A 15,805-nucleotide genomic window follows, 5' to 3' on the forward strand; every position below is an offset into this window, starting at 1 on the left:
CTGCGGCCCCTACGCCACGGGCTTCCTTTTGAGACGGGACAGGTGCTCCTCGCCGCTCTCCACGAAGCGTCGTGCCAGCTCGGCCAGGCCCTCTGCGCCATGCTCCAGCAGGTACGCCAGCTCCGAGGGCAGCAGCACCTTGACGGTGACGAGCTTCACCTCCCCATACGGTGTGGAGAAGTGACTCGGCAGCGTGCGTGACTCCACGCCCAGCAGCACGGCCACCCTGCCCTCCTCGGTGACGAGGGACTTGGGCATACCCTTTCCGGACACCTCCATGGAGAAGAGGCCCGCCTTCACTCCCTCGCGCACCTGCTCGTGCTCCGCGACTTCATCCGCCACACGGTCCAACAGCAACAGAGGCCACCCCTTCGAGATGTCCTTCACGGCCGCGTCCACCTCCAGGGCGAGTTCCAAGCCGAAGCCCACAGAGGGCTCCAGGCGCTCGATGAAGGGGTCCGAGAGTCCGTGCGTGACCAGCAGCGTACGCCCCGCCCCGCGACGGATGACGCTCCAGAGCTGCCGCTGGCCCGGCCACGCACCGCTCATGGCGATGGGCATGAAGACCTCTTTGTCCAGCGACCCCAGGGTGCGCCAGGCCGTCTCACGAGCGGTGTCCGCGGCCTCGAACAGCTCACGGCGCTTCCGGTGCCGCTCGAGTTCCTCCGGAGTGTTGACAGCCGGGCCTGTGACCTCCGTGAACCGAATGCCCGTAGCGCCCACGCGCTCCAGGGCCTGCTTGACGTCCTCGGAGACAATGAGATCTCCCTCATAGCCCCGGGTGCGAAACACCTGGGCGTCCCCCACCTTCGTGGGATCGATTCGCATGGCATACACAACCCGGTAGGTTCCCGTCATCTCCGGGCGCCCGTCTTCCGGCTTCCAATACTGCACCTCGCCGGACTTCTCATCGTCGATGCATTTCACGAGGTGCGTACAAACCAGGATGTAGAACGGCTCGGCGTGCGCTTCGACATCCACTGGGATGAGCTGCATGTCACCAGGAGCCATCGCGGCGAAGATGGATGCGACTCTGGCGCTGACGACAGGGACCCCAAGGCCCGCCTCGGTGAAATCCAGCACCGTCCCCTCTCCTCCACGGAGGGGAATTCTGAGTCGCCCGTCTATAGGGAGCGGCGTCCCCTTTCTGAACAGCCAATCGTCCAGATTCCGGCCCTGAGCATCCATGGGGGTGCCCAAGTCCCAGCGTCCGGGAATGTAGACATCATCATTGAGTCTGAAGTACCGCTTCAACATAGCGCCAGTCCTCAACGCGCAGCGCCTTGGGTGAGAAGCTTGTAGATCATGGAGTCCTTGTCGGTGAGTTCCCGCGCCAACCTTCGGAGTTGATCGACGAGCGCAACCCGACATTGCTGGGTGTTCTGGCAGCTTGCCGTCGCTCGTTCCAGTCGCCTGTAGACCTCCTCGTGATACGCCTGAGGGTGAGGCCCCGTGTGTCCGGGAAGTTGGACCTTGTTGGCCGGGTCCTCCATCGACATGCCTGCCTTGTCGAAGATCTGCTTGAACCGCTGCGTCCAGGGCCCGCCGCGCAAGGTGGACTTCTCGTTCTCGACGGTGGCGATGTGGTGCACCTCCGGCTTTTTTTTCGGCGGGTCCGCGCGAGCGGGAGAGCCCCTCGCAGCCATGCTCAAGACGTTGGCGGGCAGAGCGACACTGAAGGTGCCCTCGGCCACGGCGACCTTCACCTTGTCCGCTTCCTGCACTGCCGTGAGCACGTCTCGGATGCCGGCATGGGACTCGAGCGCTCCGGCGGCTTTCGCGAAGCCCGGCAGCTTCGGGGCCTTGGACACCAGCGCCGCCGTCTCCCCCACCGCCGCCGTTCCCAGCAGCAGGAGAATCCGCACGCTGTTGGGCCCGATGACCTTGCCGAAGCGCTCTCCCGCCTCGCGCAGCTCCGCGAATGTGCCGGCCTCCGCCGCTTCTTCCCAGAGCTTGAACCAGGCCCGCACCAGGTCGAAGAGCTCCCAGCCCAGGTAGCCCCACATGAGCAGGGCGAGTGCAGCGGCCACGCCTTTAGAGACGGGCTCGGGTGCCGCGACCAAGGCGAGGTATCCGATGATGGTGACGCTGAGCGTCGTCCACAGCTGCGTCGTGGAGAACATGGAGCGCAGCTCCGTGTCCCGGGCCTCCAGCGCCGCATTCACGGAGAGCGCCAGGGCCAGGTCGCGCTTGTCCTCGCCGTCCAAGCCCGGCCCATCCTTGAACAACCCGAGGCAGTCGCCCGGAGTGCCTTGCCGCTCGCAGAAGCGCCCGTAGGACCGCGCCAGGGGCGTGCGCCACTCCTCGCCCGTGAGTGGAACGGAGGCCAGCGCCAGCTTCCGGTGGAGGTAGAGCGGGAAGTGGGAGCCGGCCACCCTCAGCGGCATGTTCAGCACCAGGGTGGTGAGGGCTTCGTTGAGCTCGAAGTCACTCACCTGCACTGCCCCGAATCGGGTGGGCAGGGAGAGGCGAACCACCTCGCCCTCTACCTCCGCTTCAGCCATGACAGGCCGCACGTGAGGCACGCCCGTGACGCACGCGGCGTGCAGCAAGAGGACGATGAGGGCCCAAGCGCCCAGCCAGGGGCGCTGCCGCGTGCCTGCCGGACACGGACCAACAAGACGGGTGGACACGCCGCACCTCCGAATCCGAGGACTGGCCCCAGGATGACAGAGGGGCTCGATGGGCACGGGAGGAGGCGGGAGACGCCGGAGCCAGAAAAGAAAAAGGGCCGCCAGACTCGCGTCTGGCGACCCTCTTTTTGGAGCCGACACCCGGATTTGAACCGGGGACCTACTGATTACGAATCAGTTGCTCTACCGACTGAGCTATGTCGGCACAAGGACGACGCTTTTTGGCGTCACCGATGTGGGCGCGCGAAGTAACACGCCCCTCCAACCACGGCAAGCACTTCTTTCATTCCACCCCACTTCCGACCCCACCCGCCTTCCGACTGGCCCCACCCGACCCCGTCCACGGCCAGCCAGAGACCAGGCGAGCAAACAGGCGGAGACCCCCCGTGAATGACACGCCGCGTTGGCTAACTACTTGAAAAAACTAAAACTTTGCTCCCCAATAAGTCCGTCCAGCGATTGACCCATGCTGGCTGCTATGCACATAAGGGCCCCGCCTCTACCCAATCGCCTCAACCCCAAGGAGCGATTTTTCACATGGCAAGCGAAGAGAACTTCATGCGCGCCCCGGCCCCGACGCCGAAGCGCACCGTCTACACGGAAGCGATGGAAATCTTCCATCGCGCCGCGGACCTCATCGGTCTGGACAAGCGCGTGCGCCTCGAGCTCGAGGAGCCGGACTACGAGCACATCTTCTATGTCACCGCGAAGCTGAAGGATCGCCTGGTGCCGCTCGCCCCCGAGCAGGCCCGGGACTTCTCGGACCTCCAGGTCACCCAGGTCCGCAACCCCGAGGGCCTGGAGCGTCTGGCCGACGGGAAGATCATCCTCAACGGCCGCGCCCTGCTCGGCTCGGACGTCTCCATCCGCCGTGGTCACCTGCGCCTTCCCGACGGCCATGTGTACCAGCTCGTTCCCGGCGAGTCGCAGCGCTTCAAGGCCTACCGCGTCCAGCACAACCAGGCCCGCGGCCCCTACAAGGGCGGCATCCGCTATCACCGCGAGGTCTCCCTGGACCTCTTCAAGGCGCTCGCCGCGGAGATGACCTGGAAGACCGCCATCTCCGAGGTCCCCTTCGGCGGTGGCAAGGGTGGCATCCAGATCGACCCCCGCTCCTACGGCAAGGAGGAGCTGGAGAACATCACCCTGCGCTTCATGTACAAGCTCAAGGGACTGATCGGCCCCAACATCGACATCCCCGCACCCGACGTGGGGACGAACGGGGACATCATGGCCCTCATGTACCGCCAGTACTCGGACGGCGAGCGCGAGCGGCACAACCTGCGCGGCATCGTCACCGGCAAGGACGTGCGCATCGGCGGCTCCGAGGGCCGTGCGGCCGCCACCGGCCAGGGCGTGGCCTTCTGCATCGAGGACTACTACGCCGAGAAGGGTGAGACCCTCAAGGGCAAGAGCTTCATCCTCCAGGGCTTCGGCAACGTGGGCAGCCACGGCGCCGCCATCCTCCAGCGCATGGGCGCCCGCCTGCTCGCGGTCAACGACGCCGACGGCACCATCTACAACGGTGACGGCATCGACGTGCCCGCACTGCTCGCCTACGTCAATGACCCGAAGAACCTGCGCCGCAGCGTGCTCGGGTTCCCCGGCGCCCAGAAGATCGACAAGAAGGACTTCTGGGAGGTCCAGGCCGACATCTGCTTCCCGGCCGCCCTCGGTGGCGAAATCACCGCCGACGTGGCCGAGCGCCTCAAGGTGAAGCTGGTGGCCGAGGGCGCCAACGGCCCCACCACCCCCGAGGCCGACCGCGTCCTGCAGAAGCGCGGCATCGACATGATCCCCGACATCATCGCCAACGCCGGTGGCGTGACGGTGAGCTACTACGAGTGGATCCAGAACAAGCGCATGGAGCGCTGGAGCGAGGGCGAGGTCAACCAGCGCCTCGAGCACGCGATGAAGCGCAACTACCGCATCATCCGCGACATCTCCCGCAACCAGTCGCGCCGCACCGACTCGCACGACAGCCGTCCGTTCTGCATCGGCAAGGAAGTGGATCCGCGCTGCGCCGCGATGATCCTCGCCCTCAAGCGCATCGAGGCCCACTACCTCCTCGAGGGCTTCTCGCAGTAACTCCCGGGTAGCTCCGGAAGCACGAAGGGCACGGCTGCTCCTGGCGGCCGTGCCCTCTCTCTTTTCGCACCGCCCTCCCCCACAGGCCTCAGTGCATGACGCGCTCGCGCGCCACCAGCAGCAGCGGTGCGTCCTCCTGCACCTCGTACGCGACGATCCGCAGCCCCACGCCCCGCGTGTTGCCCTCGCGCCCGTCCTTGCGCCCGTACGCCAGCGCCACCTGGTAGCGCACCTCGCACAGGCACGTCATCTCCGTGCCGTCCTCGCCCGCGAACGTCACCTTCACCCGCTCGCCCAGCGACAGCTGCTCCCGCGTCTCCACGAACATGCCCTGGGCGCTGATGTTGCGTCCGATGCCTCGGCTCAACCCCCCCTCCGTGGAGAGGTAGATGGTGAAGACCTTGTCGAACCGCAGGTGCGTGCGTCGCTCTCGGACCTGTACTTCCGCCAAAGGGTGCCTCCGGGTAGGTGGACGGTGACGCAGAAACTACATGGTGCGGACATGTAGTCAAACTATCCACCAACCCATACCGGCACGTACCACTACGTACCCGCATCCGAAGTGCCCGGACACGTGACGGGGTGGCACCATCGGCCCCGCCCTTACCCCTCAATCAGGAGCATCCCCCGCGTGAGAAGACTCTTCCTGGCCGCCCTCCTCCTCGTGCCCACGCTCGCCCTGGCGGACGTGGATGCGCGCTTCGCCCGCCTGAGAGATCAGGCCGAGCCCCTGGGCAGCCTCACGTCCTTCCTGGAGAAGTACATCGGCGAGTGCGCCAGCATGTTCTCCGGCCCCAACTGCCGGGCCAGCTCCGAGGAGTTTCGCGGAAAGTACGAAGGCAAGAAGCTCTACATGATCATCGGAGAGGATGCGGCGACCATGCTCAGCCCGGGGCCGTACCAGCCCGGCTCGGGCAACTACACCATCCAGGTCGTCCCGTACTTCCCCGGGGGCTCCTACGCCCTCACCCAGGGCCAGCCCACGCAGACGGACGCGGACGGCAACCCGCTGCTCCCGCTCATCCGCATCACCGGCACCACCCCCGAGGGGTGGACGGCCATGGACTTCATGCGCCTCTTCTCCTCGCGCCAGGTGCGCGCCCAGCTCATCTTCACGCCCCAGGGGGTGTGGAGCCTGCCGCGCAAGCGGGGCGTGGGGAAGACGACCGGTGTGGCCGCCCGCATGGAGGCCATCCTCCTCACGCACGCGCGCACCGGCGAGACGCTCGGCCTGTGGTTCGCCGAGGAGCCGCCCGCCGCCGGGGGCGCGAAGAAGGCCCCCAAGAAGAAGTAGCCAGGGGGCTCAGGGCTCCAGCACGACGTACTGCTGCACGTCCCCACGCTGCACCCGCAGGAGCACCGTCGAGCCCGCGCCCTTCTCCAGCGCGCCCTTCACCGCCGCGATGTCCTTCACCTTGCGGCGGTTGACCTCGGTCACCACGTCCCGGGTCCGCAGCCCCGCGCGCGCCGCCGGGCTGCGGGGCGTCACTCCCGACACCAGCACCCCCTCGTAGGGCTCCAGCCCCATGGGCGCCGCCACTTCGGGGGAGAGATCCCTCAAGAGGAGGCCGAGCTCGCCCAGGTTGCCCGGGCTGGCCATCGCCGCCAGCACCTCCTGCGCGGGGCGGGCGGCCAGCTTCAGCGTCACCTCCTGCTGGGCACCTCCGCGCACCAGCGTCAGCTTCGCCTCCGTGCCCGGCGCCAGCATGGCCACCTTGCGCAGCAACTGCTGGTACGAGTCCACCTGCCTGCCGTTCACCGCCACCACCTGGTCCCCCACCCGCAGCCCCGCCTGCGCCGCCGGGCTGCTGGGGTACACCTCCTTCACCACCGCGGCGCGCTGTTGCGGCGTGCCCACCTGGGACCGCTCGTCGATCACCACGCCCATCCAGCCCCTCTGCAGCTGGCCGTTCTTGCGCAGGTTGGGCAGCAGATCCTTCACCATGTTGATGGGCACCGCGAAGCCGATGCCCTGCCCCTGGCTGATGATGGCCGTGTTCACGCCCACCACCTCGCCCCTCATGTTGAAGAGCGGCCCGCCCGAGTTGCCCGGGTTGATGAGCGCGTCCGTCTGGATGAAGTCGTCGAACGGCCCCACGCCGATCACCCGCTCCTTGGCGGAGATCATCCCGTGCGACACCGAGTGATCCAGCTCGAACGGGCTGCCAATGGCCACCACCCAGTCGCCCACCTCCAGCCGGTCCGAGTCTCCCAGGTACACCGCCGGCAGGCCCGTCAGCCCCTGTCCCATCAGCCGCAGCAGCGCCACGTCCGTGGAGGAGTCCCGGCCCACCACCTCGGCGGGGAACTCGCGCCCGTCCGCCAGGCGCACGACGATCTCCTCCGCCACCGAGTCCCCACGCGCCACCACGTGGTTGTTCGTCACCACCAGCCCGTCCGGCGTGAGGAGGAAGCCCGAGCCCGTGTTGCTCATACGCGCCAGGCCCCGCAGGGGATCCTGCGTCGTCCCCTCGGCCTTGATGTTCACCACCCCCGCCTCCACCGCCCGGATCAGCGGCGCCAGCGAGGTGGGCGGCACGAAGCCCGGCAGCATCGGCTCCTTGGAGACCCACTCGCGCCACAGCCCCATCGGGCCACTGCGCACACGGGTGGAGTCCTCCACCCAGGCGGCGTGCTCCCGTGCACGTGCCTCGAGCCAGGGAGCGAGTGGCCCCCGTTGCTGCGCGCCCGCCCGGAGAGCGGGCATCAGCGCCAGCAGCGCGAAGAGGAGGAGGAAGGGAAGAGAACGGCGGATGGGGGGCATGGCGAAGGGTCGAACAGCCACTCCCTCCGCCTATTTCCCGGAGTGTCCGGGTTCCCGTTCACGGTGTGGAGGGGCGAGGGAAACAGACCCTCACCCTAGCCCTCTCCCAGAGGGAGAGGGAACAAACACGGTCAGGCCTGGGCGGGGGCGACGTACTTGGCCACCTTTACCCGCGCCGGACGAATGATCCGATCCTTCAGCCGGTACCCCGCACGGGCCTCGGCCACCACCTTCTGGTCCTCGTCCGGATTGGGGGTGATCTCCATGTCCGTGGCCTCCGCCGTGTTCGGATCATACGGCAGGCCCACCACCTGGATTCGCTCGATGCCCGTCTGCTGCAGCTTCGACAGCAGGCCGTCTCGGATCATCTTCACGCCCTGCGCCAGCGGCGAGGACGTATCCCCTCCGCTCATGGACAGGCAGCGATCCAGCTCGTCCACCGCCTCCAGCAGCGTGGTGGCCACGTTGCCGCGCTCCACGTCCATCATCCGCTCGCGCTCGCGCGTGAGGCGCTGCTTGAACTCCTCGCGATCCTTCATCAACTCCTGGTAGGCGCGCGCCAGTTGATCCACGCGCTTCCGGGTCGCGTCGAGCTCCGTCTCCAACCGCTGCCGCTCCACATCCGCCGCGGCCTCCTGGGCCGGCTGCTGCTCGGCGGACGTCTCGGGCGTCGCGGTGGCCGCGGCGGCTTCCTGTCCCTGTGCCTCCTGGGGCGGACCGTCGGTCCGGGGATTGCCATTCATGCGCCGAACCTAACCAGCCCTGGAGGTGTGTCAACGTACGGACGGCGGGGCTAGTGCTCGGCGGGCGCGGAGGGCGGCTCGGACATGAAGCCGTGATCCACCTGTCCGGTCACCTCGTCGACGATCTCCACCTGGGCCGCCCGGAGCGAGTAGTACAACAGCCACCTCTCGGCGGCCGTGAGGGTGCCGGCGGGCAGTGCCTTCTCGATCTCCTGCACGGTCAGACGGCCCTCACGCAGCCCCTTCGCGAAGAGTGCCTTGCGCGCCGTATAGCTCTTCCCGATTCTATTCTCCACGGCCACTCCCTCCTTCCCGGGCAAGATAATTTCGCCCTTCCAACACCGCAGAACATGCGGCGTGGAAGGGCGAAGGCAAGCCCGGAGGGCAGGCGACCAGGCGCCTGCTGGGCCTCAGGCGTCCGGCAACTTCCCGTCGGAGTGCTGGATGCCAGGAGGAGGCGGCTCCTCGCCGCCGGCCGGGTGCGCGGAGATGACCTGGCGGGCCTCGGGGTGCAGCAGGCCCTTCACCGCGGTGGCCTTGGGGCCGAGCAGCTTGAGGATCTCCTCCTCCTCCACCACCTCGACGGCGAGCAGCCGGGCGGCGAGCGCCTCCACCTTGTCCCGGTGCAGGGTGAGCACCCGGCGGGCCCGGTCGAGCGCCTCGGAGACCATCTTGCGGATCTCCTCGTCCACCATGCGCGCCGTCTGCTCCGAGTACGTGCGGACCTCCGGACCCAGGGCCGAGCGCAGGAAGGCATTCTGCTGCTCCGCCCCCAGGGCCACCGGCCCCAGCGAGCTCATGCCGTAGTCGCGCACCATCAGCCGGGCGATCTCCGTGGCCTGTTTCAGGTCATTGGAGGCACCGGTGGACACCTCGCCGATGAAGATCTCCTCGGCGGCGCGCCCGCCCATCATCGAGGCCATCTTGTCGCGCAGCTCGTCCAGCGACATGAGGTAGCGGTCCTCGAGCGGCATCGACATGGTGTAGCCCAGCGCGGCGATGCCGCGAGGGATGATGGAGATCTTCGTCACCCGCTCGGCGTGCGGCAGCATCCAGCCCACCACCGCATGGCCCGCCTCGTGGTGAGCGACGATCTCCTTCTCGCGCTCGTTCATCCGGCGGTTCTTCTTCTCGAGGCCCGCCACCACGCGCTCGATGGCCTCCTCGAACTCGGCCCGGGTGACGTTGTCGCGGTTGCGGCGCGCGGCCAGCAGGGCCGCCTCGTTCACCACGTTGGCCAGATCCGCGCCCGCGAAGCCCGGGGTGCGCGAAGCGATGGACTTGAGGTCCACGTCCGGTCCCAGCTTCACGCCCCGCGAGTGAATCTCCAGCACCCGCTCGCGGCCGCGCTTGTCCGGCCGGTCCACCAGCACCTGCCGGTCGAAGCGGCCCGGACGCATGAGCGCGCTGTCGAGGATCTCCGGCCGGTTGGTGGCCGCCAGGATGATGAGGCCGGCGCGGCTGTCGAAGCCATCCATCTCCGCCAGGAGCTGGTTGAGCGTCTGCTCGCGCTCGTCATGGCCGCCGGCCACACCCGCGTTGCGGCTCTTGCCGATGGCGTCCAGCTCGTCGATGAAGATGATGCACGGCGCCTTGGCGGTCGCCTGGGCGAACAGATCCCTCACCCGGGCGGCGCCCACGCCGACGAACATCTCCACGAACTCGGAGCCCGAGAGGCTGAAGAAGGGCACACCGGCCTCCCCCGCCACCGCGCGGGCCAGCAGCGTCTTGCCCGTGCCCGGCGGGCCCACCAGCAGCACCCCCTTGGGGATGCGGCCGCCCAGCCGGCGGAACTTCTCCGGCGTCTTGAGGAACTCGACGATCTCCCGCAGCTCCTCCACCGCCTCGTCCACGCCGGCGACGTCCTTGAAGCCCACGCCGGTGTCGGACTCGGCCTGCACCTTGGCCCGTGTCTTGCCGAAGCTCATGACGCTCTGCGGACCCTGGCCGATGCCTCCGGCCATCCGCCGCATCATGAAGCTCCAGAAAAGGAACGCGAGGCCCAGCGGCAGCAGCCAGATCCACAGCACCTCGGAGAAACTGGACTGGGGCACGGCTTCGTACTGGACCCCCTGCTGCTCCAGCAGCGGGACCAGCTCCTCGTCGCCCTGGACGCGGTAGGCCAGCCACGGCAGGGCGCTGGGCTCGCTGCGCAGCGGCCCGGGACCGGTGGCCTGGCTGTCGGCCGGTGGCTGCGTGGAATCCTTGAGGATTCCCTTGACCCACTCCTGCGACAGCTGCACCCGGGAGAACTTCCCCTCCGTGATGGCTTCACGGAACCGGCTGTAGCTCACCCGCTGCACACCCGCGTCCTGGAAGACGTTGCGGAACAACATGAAGCCCAGGACGAGCAATATGATGTAGCCAAGCGGAGAGCCGAACCTGAAGCCCTTGTTGGGAGGTGGTGGCTTTTCCTGCTTCTTTCCGCGAGGGCTGATCCCCGGCGGTAGCGTGTTCTGAGGCTTCATCGTCTGCGCACTCCCCCTCCCCCATTCCACGCACCCCAGGTGGTACGTGGTACGACGACCCTGCGGGCAAAAGATGTTCACACTCGCCCGCCGGTCAACCCGACATGCGATACACATCCGGGTATCTGAGGTAACGCCGGAACAGCACCCGTCCATCCAGCCAGCAGCACTGCTCACCAGCTGACACCCTCCCCACGGAGGCACCGGTCAGCGGCAGTCCACCCGGTACAGGAGTTGGCCAGCGAACTCGGAGCCGAGCACGAAGGAGCGGCCACCGGGCAGGTAGGTGATGGCCTCGGATTGAGCCTGGCTGGGGCCGGGCACCTCCGCTACCTGTCCCTGCACGAGCTCCTCCAGGCCGCTGGCGCCGGGACGGCGCACCTCCCACACGCGGGTATAGGTGCGCAGCACCAGGCGCTGCCCCGACTCGTGGAGGTCCGCCGCGGTGGTGCGGAAGTCAACGTTCCCCGGTGCGCGCAGCTCGCCCAGGCGCGTGGCCTTCGCCACCGTGCCCGGCGCCAGCCCGTCCAGGGCGAAGACCTCGCCCAGCGAATCGCGCGCCTTGGTGATGACCGCCAGCCGGGCGGTGCGCGGCTCCAGGACGAGCGCCTCGGCGTCGTGGGGCTTGTCCGGATAGGTGAAGGGCAGCGTCTCCACGGGGACGGTGGCATCGGCCACCTGCTCCGGCTCCGGGAAGCGGAAGACGCGCACCTGCGCGCGGCGCTCGAAGTTGTCGCCGGTATCAGCCAGATAGATGCAGGAGCGCTGCTCGCCCGGAGCGCACGGCCCCACGGCGATGTCCTCCAGGTCCATCCGGGGGATGTCCTTGGGCTCCACGCCGGTGAGCGTCAGGGTGGCGCGCACCGTGCCCAGCTCATCGATGGCGAAGACCTGGAAGGTGTTGCCGGAGTCGTTGTGGGTCCACAGCACGCCCGGGTGGCGGGAACTCGCGGCGAGGCCGGACAGCTCGGCCAGCACCAGGGGGACGCGGCCGACGTCCGGGGGCTGGCCCACGACATGGGGCTCCCCATAGAGCCGGCAGCCGGGCAGGCCCTCGGCGGCTGGGTAGCGCGAGTCGGTGGTGGCGAGGGCCGCCTCGGGGCTGGACGACTTCTTCGTCGTACAGGCCCCCAGGAGCAGCCCCGTGAGCACCAGGACACGCCCGCGCACGTCAGGCTTCCAGGCCCAGCAGCTTGGCCAACGTCTTCGCGTCCGCGTCGGGGAACTGGTACTTCGACATCTCATCCAGTGCCACCCAGCGGTGGTCATGCACACGCAGGTGCTGGATGGCGGACTCGGGGCTGGTGAGCCGGCAGTGGTAGACGCGGAAGTCGATGTCGTACGTGGGGTACTCGTGATGGGTGTGGAGCGCCTGTTCCCCCACCTCCACCTCCACGCCCATCTCCTCGCGGATCTCCCGGGCGAGCGCCTGGGGATCCGACTCCCCTTCCTCCACACGGCCTCCGGGGAACTCCCAAAGCAGGGGCAACGTGGCCTTGGGAGGGCGCTGGGTGATGAGGTAGCGGCCCTCGGCGTTCTGCAGCATCGCGCCGACGACGCGGATGTGACGGCGAGCCATCTCCGGACTCCTTCTCGCGCAAGCGGGAAGGCGGCGGACTAACACGGCCCGGGGCCCCAGGCCAAGCCTCAGGGCTCCCGTCCAGGCCCCCCGCGACGTCCCCGGGACGAACCCCGGCCCCGTTTCGAGCGGCTGGAGTCCTCCAGATCCCCCAGGGCGGCGGCACGCAGGGCGGCCACCTCCGCCACCAACTCGGCGCGTCCGAACCGATGACCGGCGCGCCACTGGTAATCGCGGAGCGCCTGAGCCACCTCCGCCCCCGTTGCATAACGGTCCTCCCGCCGCCGCGCGAGCATGCGGTGGAGGATGGGGCGCAACCCCTCGGGCAGCGAGCCCGTCGCCGCCTCCACCTCCCGCGCTTCCAGCTGGCGCAGCCGCTTCATCAGCTCGCCGGTGCGCGTGGGGCCCAGCTCCTCCATGGTCGACAGGCGGCTGGCGCCGGCGTCCCCGCGGGTGCGCAGCTGACGGCCGAGCAGCTCCGCCTCGTGGCGCTCGGTGGCGTCCAGCAGGTGCCGCCCGGTGAGCAGCTGCAGGAAGACGAGGCCCAGGGAGAACAGATCCGCGCGCCCGTCGAGCAGCTCCATCATGGCCCGCTCCGGGGAGCTGTAGGCCAGGTCTCCGATGTCGCTGTCGCCCTCGGTGGAGATGCGACCCTCGAGACGGGACCAGGCCGCCCCGAAGTCGATCAGCTTCACCTCGCCATGCTGGCCCAGGAGGATGGACTGGGGCGTCACGTCCCGGTGGACGACGCCCAGGGACTCCCCGTCGTCATTGAGGAGCGAGTGCGCGTAGTGGAGCGCCTCTGCGACCTCGGAGGTCACATGGCAGCAGAAGGCCTCGGAGAAGGAGCGGCCCGATTTCGCGGCCTGACGCACGAGGTCACCCAGGGCAGGGCCCTCGCAGTAGTCCATGAGGAGGAGCGGCTCCGCCGGAGTGCCGGCGAGCAGCTGGACCGAGACGATGTTGGGGTGGCGCAACCTGCCGCCCAACCGCGCCTCCTCCACCAGACGCTGGTAGTCCTCCTGGCGCACGACGCGGTTGAGCCGTTTCAGGACGGTATAACCTCCCGTGCCCTGACGGTAACGCTGGCGCGTGAGCACCAGTTCTCCATGATGGCCCTGGCCCAGCGAGCGTACGAATTCGTAGCTCGCCAGCCCGGCATCCAACACCACCGGAGACGTGGTGCGCTGGGGGTTGTCAGGGGACGACCGGATCGACATGCGGGGAACTCCTCGGGAGGGTGTCGGCGAGATGACCCGGAAGGTAAACCTGGACCCCGGCGGTCACCAAGAACGATGACGCGGGGGGGTGCGGAAAAGTTGGGGCGCTGACCTCGAAAGTCGGGTCTACCTCGCAGATGACTCTTGAAGTCACCACTTTTCCGGTTATCTTTGAAGTCAGGTCGGTCCGGGTGTTCCGGGCCGTACGCCTTCTTCCAATCAACTCCTACTTCAGGACTGCACGGTATGGCTCTCCCACGAGGACTGGCGGCCACCATTGGGACCGCGGCGCGGGCGGCACGAATTCGAGCCAATCTCACTCAAGAGGACGTGGCCGAGCGCGTGGGGCTGGCCACCGAGGTCTACGGACGACTGGAGCGCGGCGGAATGCTGCCCAGCGTGCCCACGCTCAAGAAGCTGTGCGAGACACTGCGAATCCCCTCGGACGTGTTGTTGGGGTTGCAGCCCGCACAGGAGAACTTCTGGACCAAGGAGGCTCCGGCCCGGCCGGTGGAGGAGCCCGCGGAGATCCGCCGGCTGGTGAGGACGGTGAAGAAGCTGGAGCCGGCCGAGTTCCGCCTGCTCAGCCTCATGGCCACCGGCCTGGTGCGGCTCAGACACATGAGACAGAGCCGGGGACAGGAGGACGCCTCGCCCTCCCAGTAGGCCTCCCTCTCACCCCCGGGCGGCGGGCGGACGGGCGATGAAGTCGCTCCCCTGCCCTCGGGTTTCCCTGGGCAACACCCGGCCTGTGACGATAGGTAGGCCGGACCCCGGGTAACCCATGACCGCCGCCCTTCTCTCATTGACGCTCTTTCTCGCCTCGGGCCAGTTCGCGCCCCAACAGGCCGGGAGTGAACCCCTCGCGCCACCTCTGGAGATGCGCGTGCAGAAGCTCGGCAAGGAGCTGCGCTGCGCCGTGTGCCAGGGCCTCTCCGTGGCCGACAGCCCCTCCTCCATGGCTCGCGCCCAGCTGGACAAGATCCGCGAGCTGGTGGCGCAGGGCCAATCGGACCAGGAGGTCCGTGACTACTTCGTGGCCCGCTACGGCGAGTGGGTGCTGCTGCAGCCCACGGCCGAGGGCGTCAACCTGCTCGTGTGGGTGGGCCCGGTGCTGCTGCTGCTGGGCGGCGCCTACGTCATCGCGCGGCAGGTGAAGCGCGGCGAGCCGTCCGCTCCGACGGCCTCCACTCCGACGGCCTCCACGCCCGCGACGCCCGCGGAGCCCACCCCGTCCACGACCGACGCCGTGGACCCGTACCTTCAGGCCGTGCGCCGGGAGCTGGATCAATGAACCCGCAGACGTCCACCAACTGGATTCCTGGACTCGTCGTGCTCGCGGTGGGCTTCATCGCCGCGGCGTTGTTCCTGCTCACCCAGCGCCGCAAGGGCGGGCCCGCGCAGGAGTCCGTGAAGGATGGAGCGCTCGAGGATCTGGAGAGGCGCTACCAGTCGCTGATCGAGCAGCTCAAGGAGCTGGCGGCGGACAAGCACTCGCTGGCGCCGGAGCGCTACGAGGCGGAGCGGACGCGGCTGGAGCAGGAGGCGGTGGCGGCGCTGCGCGCGAGGGACGAGCACCAGAAGAAGCAGGGAGCGAAGGGGCCCGAGCCACGGACGGCGCCGGTGACCACGGGCTTCCTGTCGCCCCAGCTCAAGGGAGCGCTGTGGGGCGGGGGCATCGTGCTGTTCTTCGGAATCCTGGGCTACACGCTGGTGTCCGAGCAGCGCGCGCGTGGCGAGGACGACACCGCGACGGGCCGGGTGCCGCCGGGGATGGGGGCGAACGGGCAACAGCAGCCGCAAGAGGAGGACGCGGAGCTGGCGCAGGCGTGGGAGAGGCTGAAGGAGAACCCGTCGGACCTGGAGACGGCGGCGCTGCTGAGCCACGAGCTGATCCGGCGGCAGATGTACGAGGACGCGGAGCGCGTGACGCAGCGAGGGTTGGCGGTGGATCCGTTCAACGTGGAGCTGCGGGTGCACCAGGGAGTGCTGAGGGCGGTGAGAGGAGACGAGGCGGGAGCGGAGCGGGAGCTGGTGACGCTGGTGGACACGTACCCGGACGCGCAGGAGTCGTTGCTCTTCCTGGGGGCGCTGGCGATGAGGCAGGGGAACAAGGCGAAGGCGCTGGAGTACTTCGAGCGATTCGCGGTGGAGGTGCCGGCGAACCTGCAGCCGCCGCCGTTGCTGGCGGCGATCCAGCAGCTCCGAGGAGAGCTGGGAAGGTAATGACCCGACAACCACCCCTCTCCCGCCGGGAGAGGGACGGGGTGAGGGTACCGAGCATCCCAGGTTGAGCCCGTGAATGCCCCC

The 15,805-nt window shown here is 68.4% G+C and carries 15 protein-coding genes and 1 tRNA gene; 5 read left to right on the plus strand and 11 right to left on the minus strand.

The window, feature by feature from the left end:
• Window positions 1–9: 9 nt before the first annotated feature.
• From JRI60_RS30830 to JRI60_RS30840, 3 genes are all read right to left on the minus strand, one after another.
• Window positions 10–1,257 (minus strand): imm11 family protein, encoded by a 1,248-nt coding sequence (locus JRI60_RS30830; RefSeq protein WP_204219515.1) that lies wholly within the window; start codon window positions 1,255–1,257, stop codon window positions 10–12.
• Between the two features lie 11 nt (window positions 1,258–1,268).
• Complete coding sequence (locus JRI60_RS30835) at window positions 1,269–2,633, minus strand: AHH domain-containing protein (protein WP_430384329.1); 1,365 nt, start codon at window positions 2,631–2,633, stop codon at window positions 1,269–1,271.
• A 129-nt stretch (window positions 2,634–2,762) separates the two neighbouring features.
• Window positions 2,763–2,838, minus strand: a tRNA-Thr gene (locus JRI60_RS30840).
• A gap of 332 nt (window positions 2,839–3,170) precedes the next feature.
• Between JRI60_RS30840 and JRI60_RS30845 the strand changes: the two genes are divergently transcribed.
• Entirely contained in the window at window positions 3,171–4,721 is a 1,551-nt protein-coding gene (locus tag JRI60_RS30845; protein ID WP_204219517.1) for a Glu/Leu/Phe/Val family dehydrogenase, read from the plus strand.
• Window positions 4,722–4,809: 88 nt separating this feature from the next.
• On the opposite strand, the gene JRI60_RS30850 is transcribed toward JRI60_RS30845, so the two are convergent.
• Window positions 4,810–5,172, minus strand: coding sequence for a PilZ domain-containing protein (locus JRI60_RS30850; RefSeq protein ID WP_204219518.1), 363 nt, complete (start codon window positions 5,170–5,172; stop codon window positions 4,810–4,812).
• 180 nt (window positions 5,173–5,352) lie between these two features.
• Between JRI60_RS30850 and JRI60_RS30855 the strand changes: the two genes are divergently transcribed.
• Window positions 5,353–6,015, plus strand: coding sequence for a DUF6066 family protein (locus JRI60_RS30855; RefSeq protein ID WP_204219519.1), 663 nt, complete (start codon window positions 5,353–5,355; stop codon window positions 6,013–6,015).
• 9 nt (window positions 6,016–6,024) lie between these two features.
• Here JRI60_RS30855 and JRI60_RS30860 read toward each other — a convergent pair whose 3' ends face one another.
• The 7 genes from JRI60_RS30860 to JRI60_RS30890 form a co-directional block, all read right to left on the minus strand.
• Window positions 6,025–7,485, minus strand: a complete 1,461-nt coding sequence (locus JRI60_RS30860; protein WP_204219520.1) for a trypsin-like peptidase domain-containing protein — start codon at window positions 7,483–7,485, stop codon at window positions 6,025–6,027.
• Window positions 7,486–7,616: 131 nt separating this feature from the next.
• Entirely contained in the window at window positions 7,617–8,228 is a 612-nt protein-coding gene (locus JRI60_RS30865; RefSeq protein WP_204219521.1) for a nucleotide exchange factor GrpE, read from the minus strand.
• Window positions 8,229–8,278: 50 nt separating this feature from the next.
• Window positions 8,279–8,524, minus strand: coding sequence for an RNA polymerase sigma factor region1.1 domain-containing protein (locus JRI60_RS30870; RefSeq protein ID WP_204219522.1), 246 nt, complete (start codon window positions 8,522–8,524; stop codon window positions 8,279–8,281).
• Window positions 8,525–8,638: 114 nt separating this feature from the next.
• Window positions 8,639–10,696 (minus strand): ATP-dependent zinc metalloprotease FtsH, encoded by a 2,058-nt coding sequence (gene ftsH, locus JRI60_RS30875; protein WP_204219523.1) that lies wholly within the window; start codon window positions 10,694–10,696, stop codon window positions 8,639–8,641.
• Window positions 10,697–10,903: 207 nt separating this feature from the next.
• Entirely contained in the window at window positions 10,904–11,866 is a 963-nt protein-coding gene (locus JRI60_RS30880; protein ID WP_204219524.1) for a hypothetical protein, read from the minus strand.
• Window position 11,867: 1 nt separating this feature from the next.
• Window positions 11,868–12,275: a (deoxy)nucleoside triphosphate pyrophosphohydrolase gene (locus JRI60_RS30885; RefSeq protein ID WP_204219525.1), complete on the minus strand. Its 408-nt coding sequence runs from the start codon at window positions 12,273–12,275 to the stop codon at window positions 11,868–11,870.
• Window positions 12,276–12,343: 68 nt separating this feature from the next.
• Window positions 12,344–13,495, minus strand: a complete 1,152-nt coding sequence (locus JRI60_RS30890) for a serine/threonine-protein kinase (RefSeq protein ID WP_204219526.1) — start codon at window positions 13,493–13,495, stop codon at window positions 12,344–12,346.
• 246 nt (window positions 13,496–13,741) lie between these two features.
• Between JRI60_RS30890 and JRI60_RS30895 the strand changes: the two genes are divergently transcribed.
• From JRI60_RS30895 to JRI60_RS30905, 3 genes are all read left to right on the plus strand, one after another.
• Window positions 13,742–14,161 (plus strand): helix-turn-helix transcriptional regulator, encoded by a 420-nt coding sequence (locus JRI60_RS30895; protein ID WP_204219527.1) that lies wholly within the window; start codon window positions 13,742–13,744, stop codon window positions 14,159–14,161.
• 118 nt (window positions 14,162–14,279) lie between these two features.
• Window positions 14,280–14,789 (plus strand): cytochrome c-type biogenesis protein, encoded by a 510-nt coding sequence (locus JRI60_RS30900; protein ID WP_204219528.1) that lies wholly within the window; start codon window positions 14,280–14,282, stop codon window positions 14,787–14,789.
• Entirely contained in the window at window positions 14,786–15,721 is a 936-nt protein-coding gene (locus JRI60_RS30905; protein ID WP_204219529.1) for a tetratricopeptide repeat protein, read from the plus strand. Before JRI60_RS30900 ends, JRI60_RS30905 begins: the two co-directional genes overlap by 4 nt.
• The last annotated feature ends 84 nt before the right edge of the window (window positions 15,722–15,805 follow it).

The sequence above is a fragment of the Archangium violaceum genome, from assembly GCF_016887565.1.
GTDB classification, from domain to species: Bacteria; Myxococcota; Myxococcia; order Myxococcales; family Myxococcaceae; genus Archangium; species Archangium violaceum_B.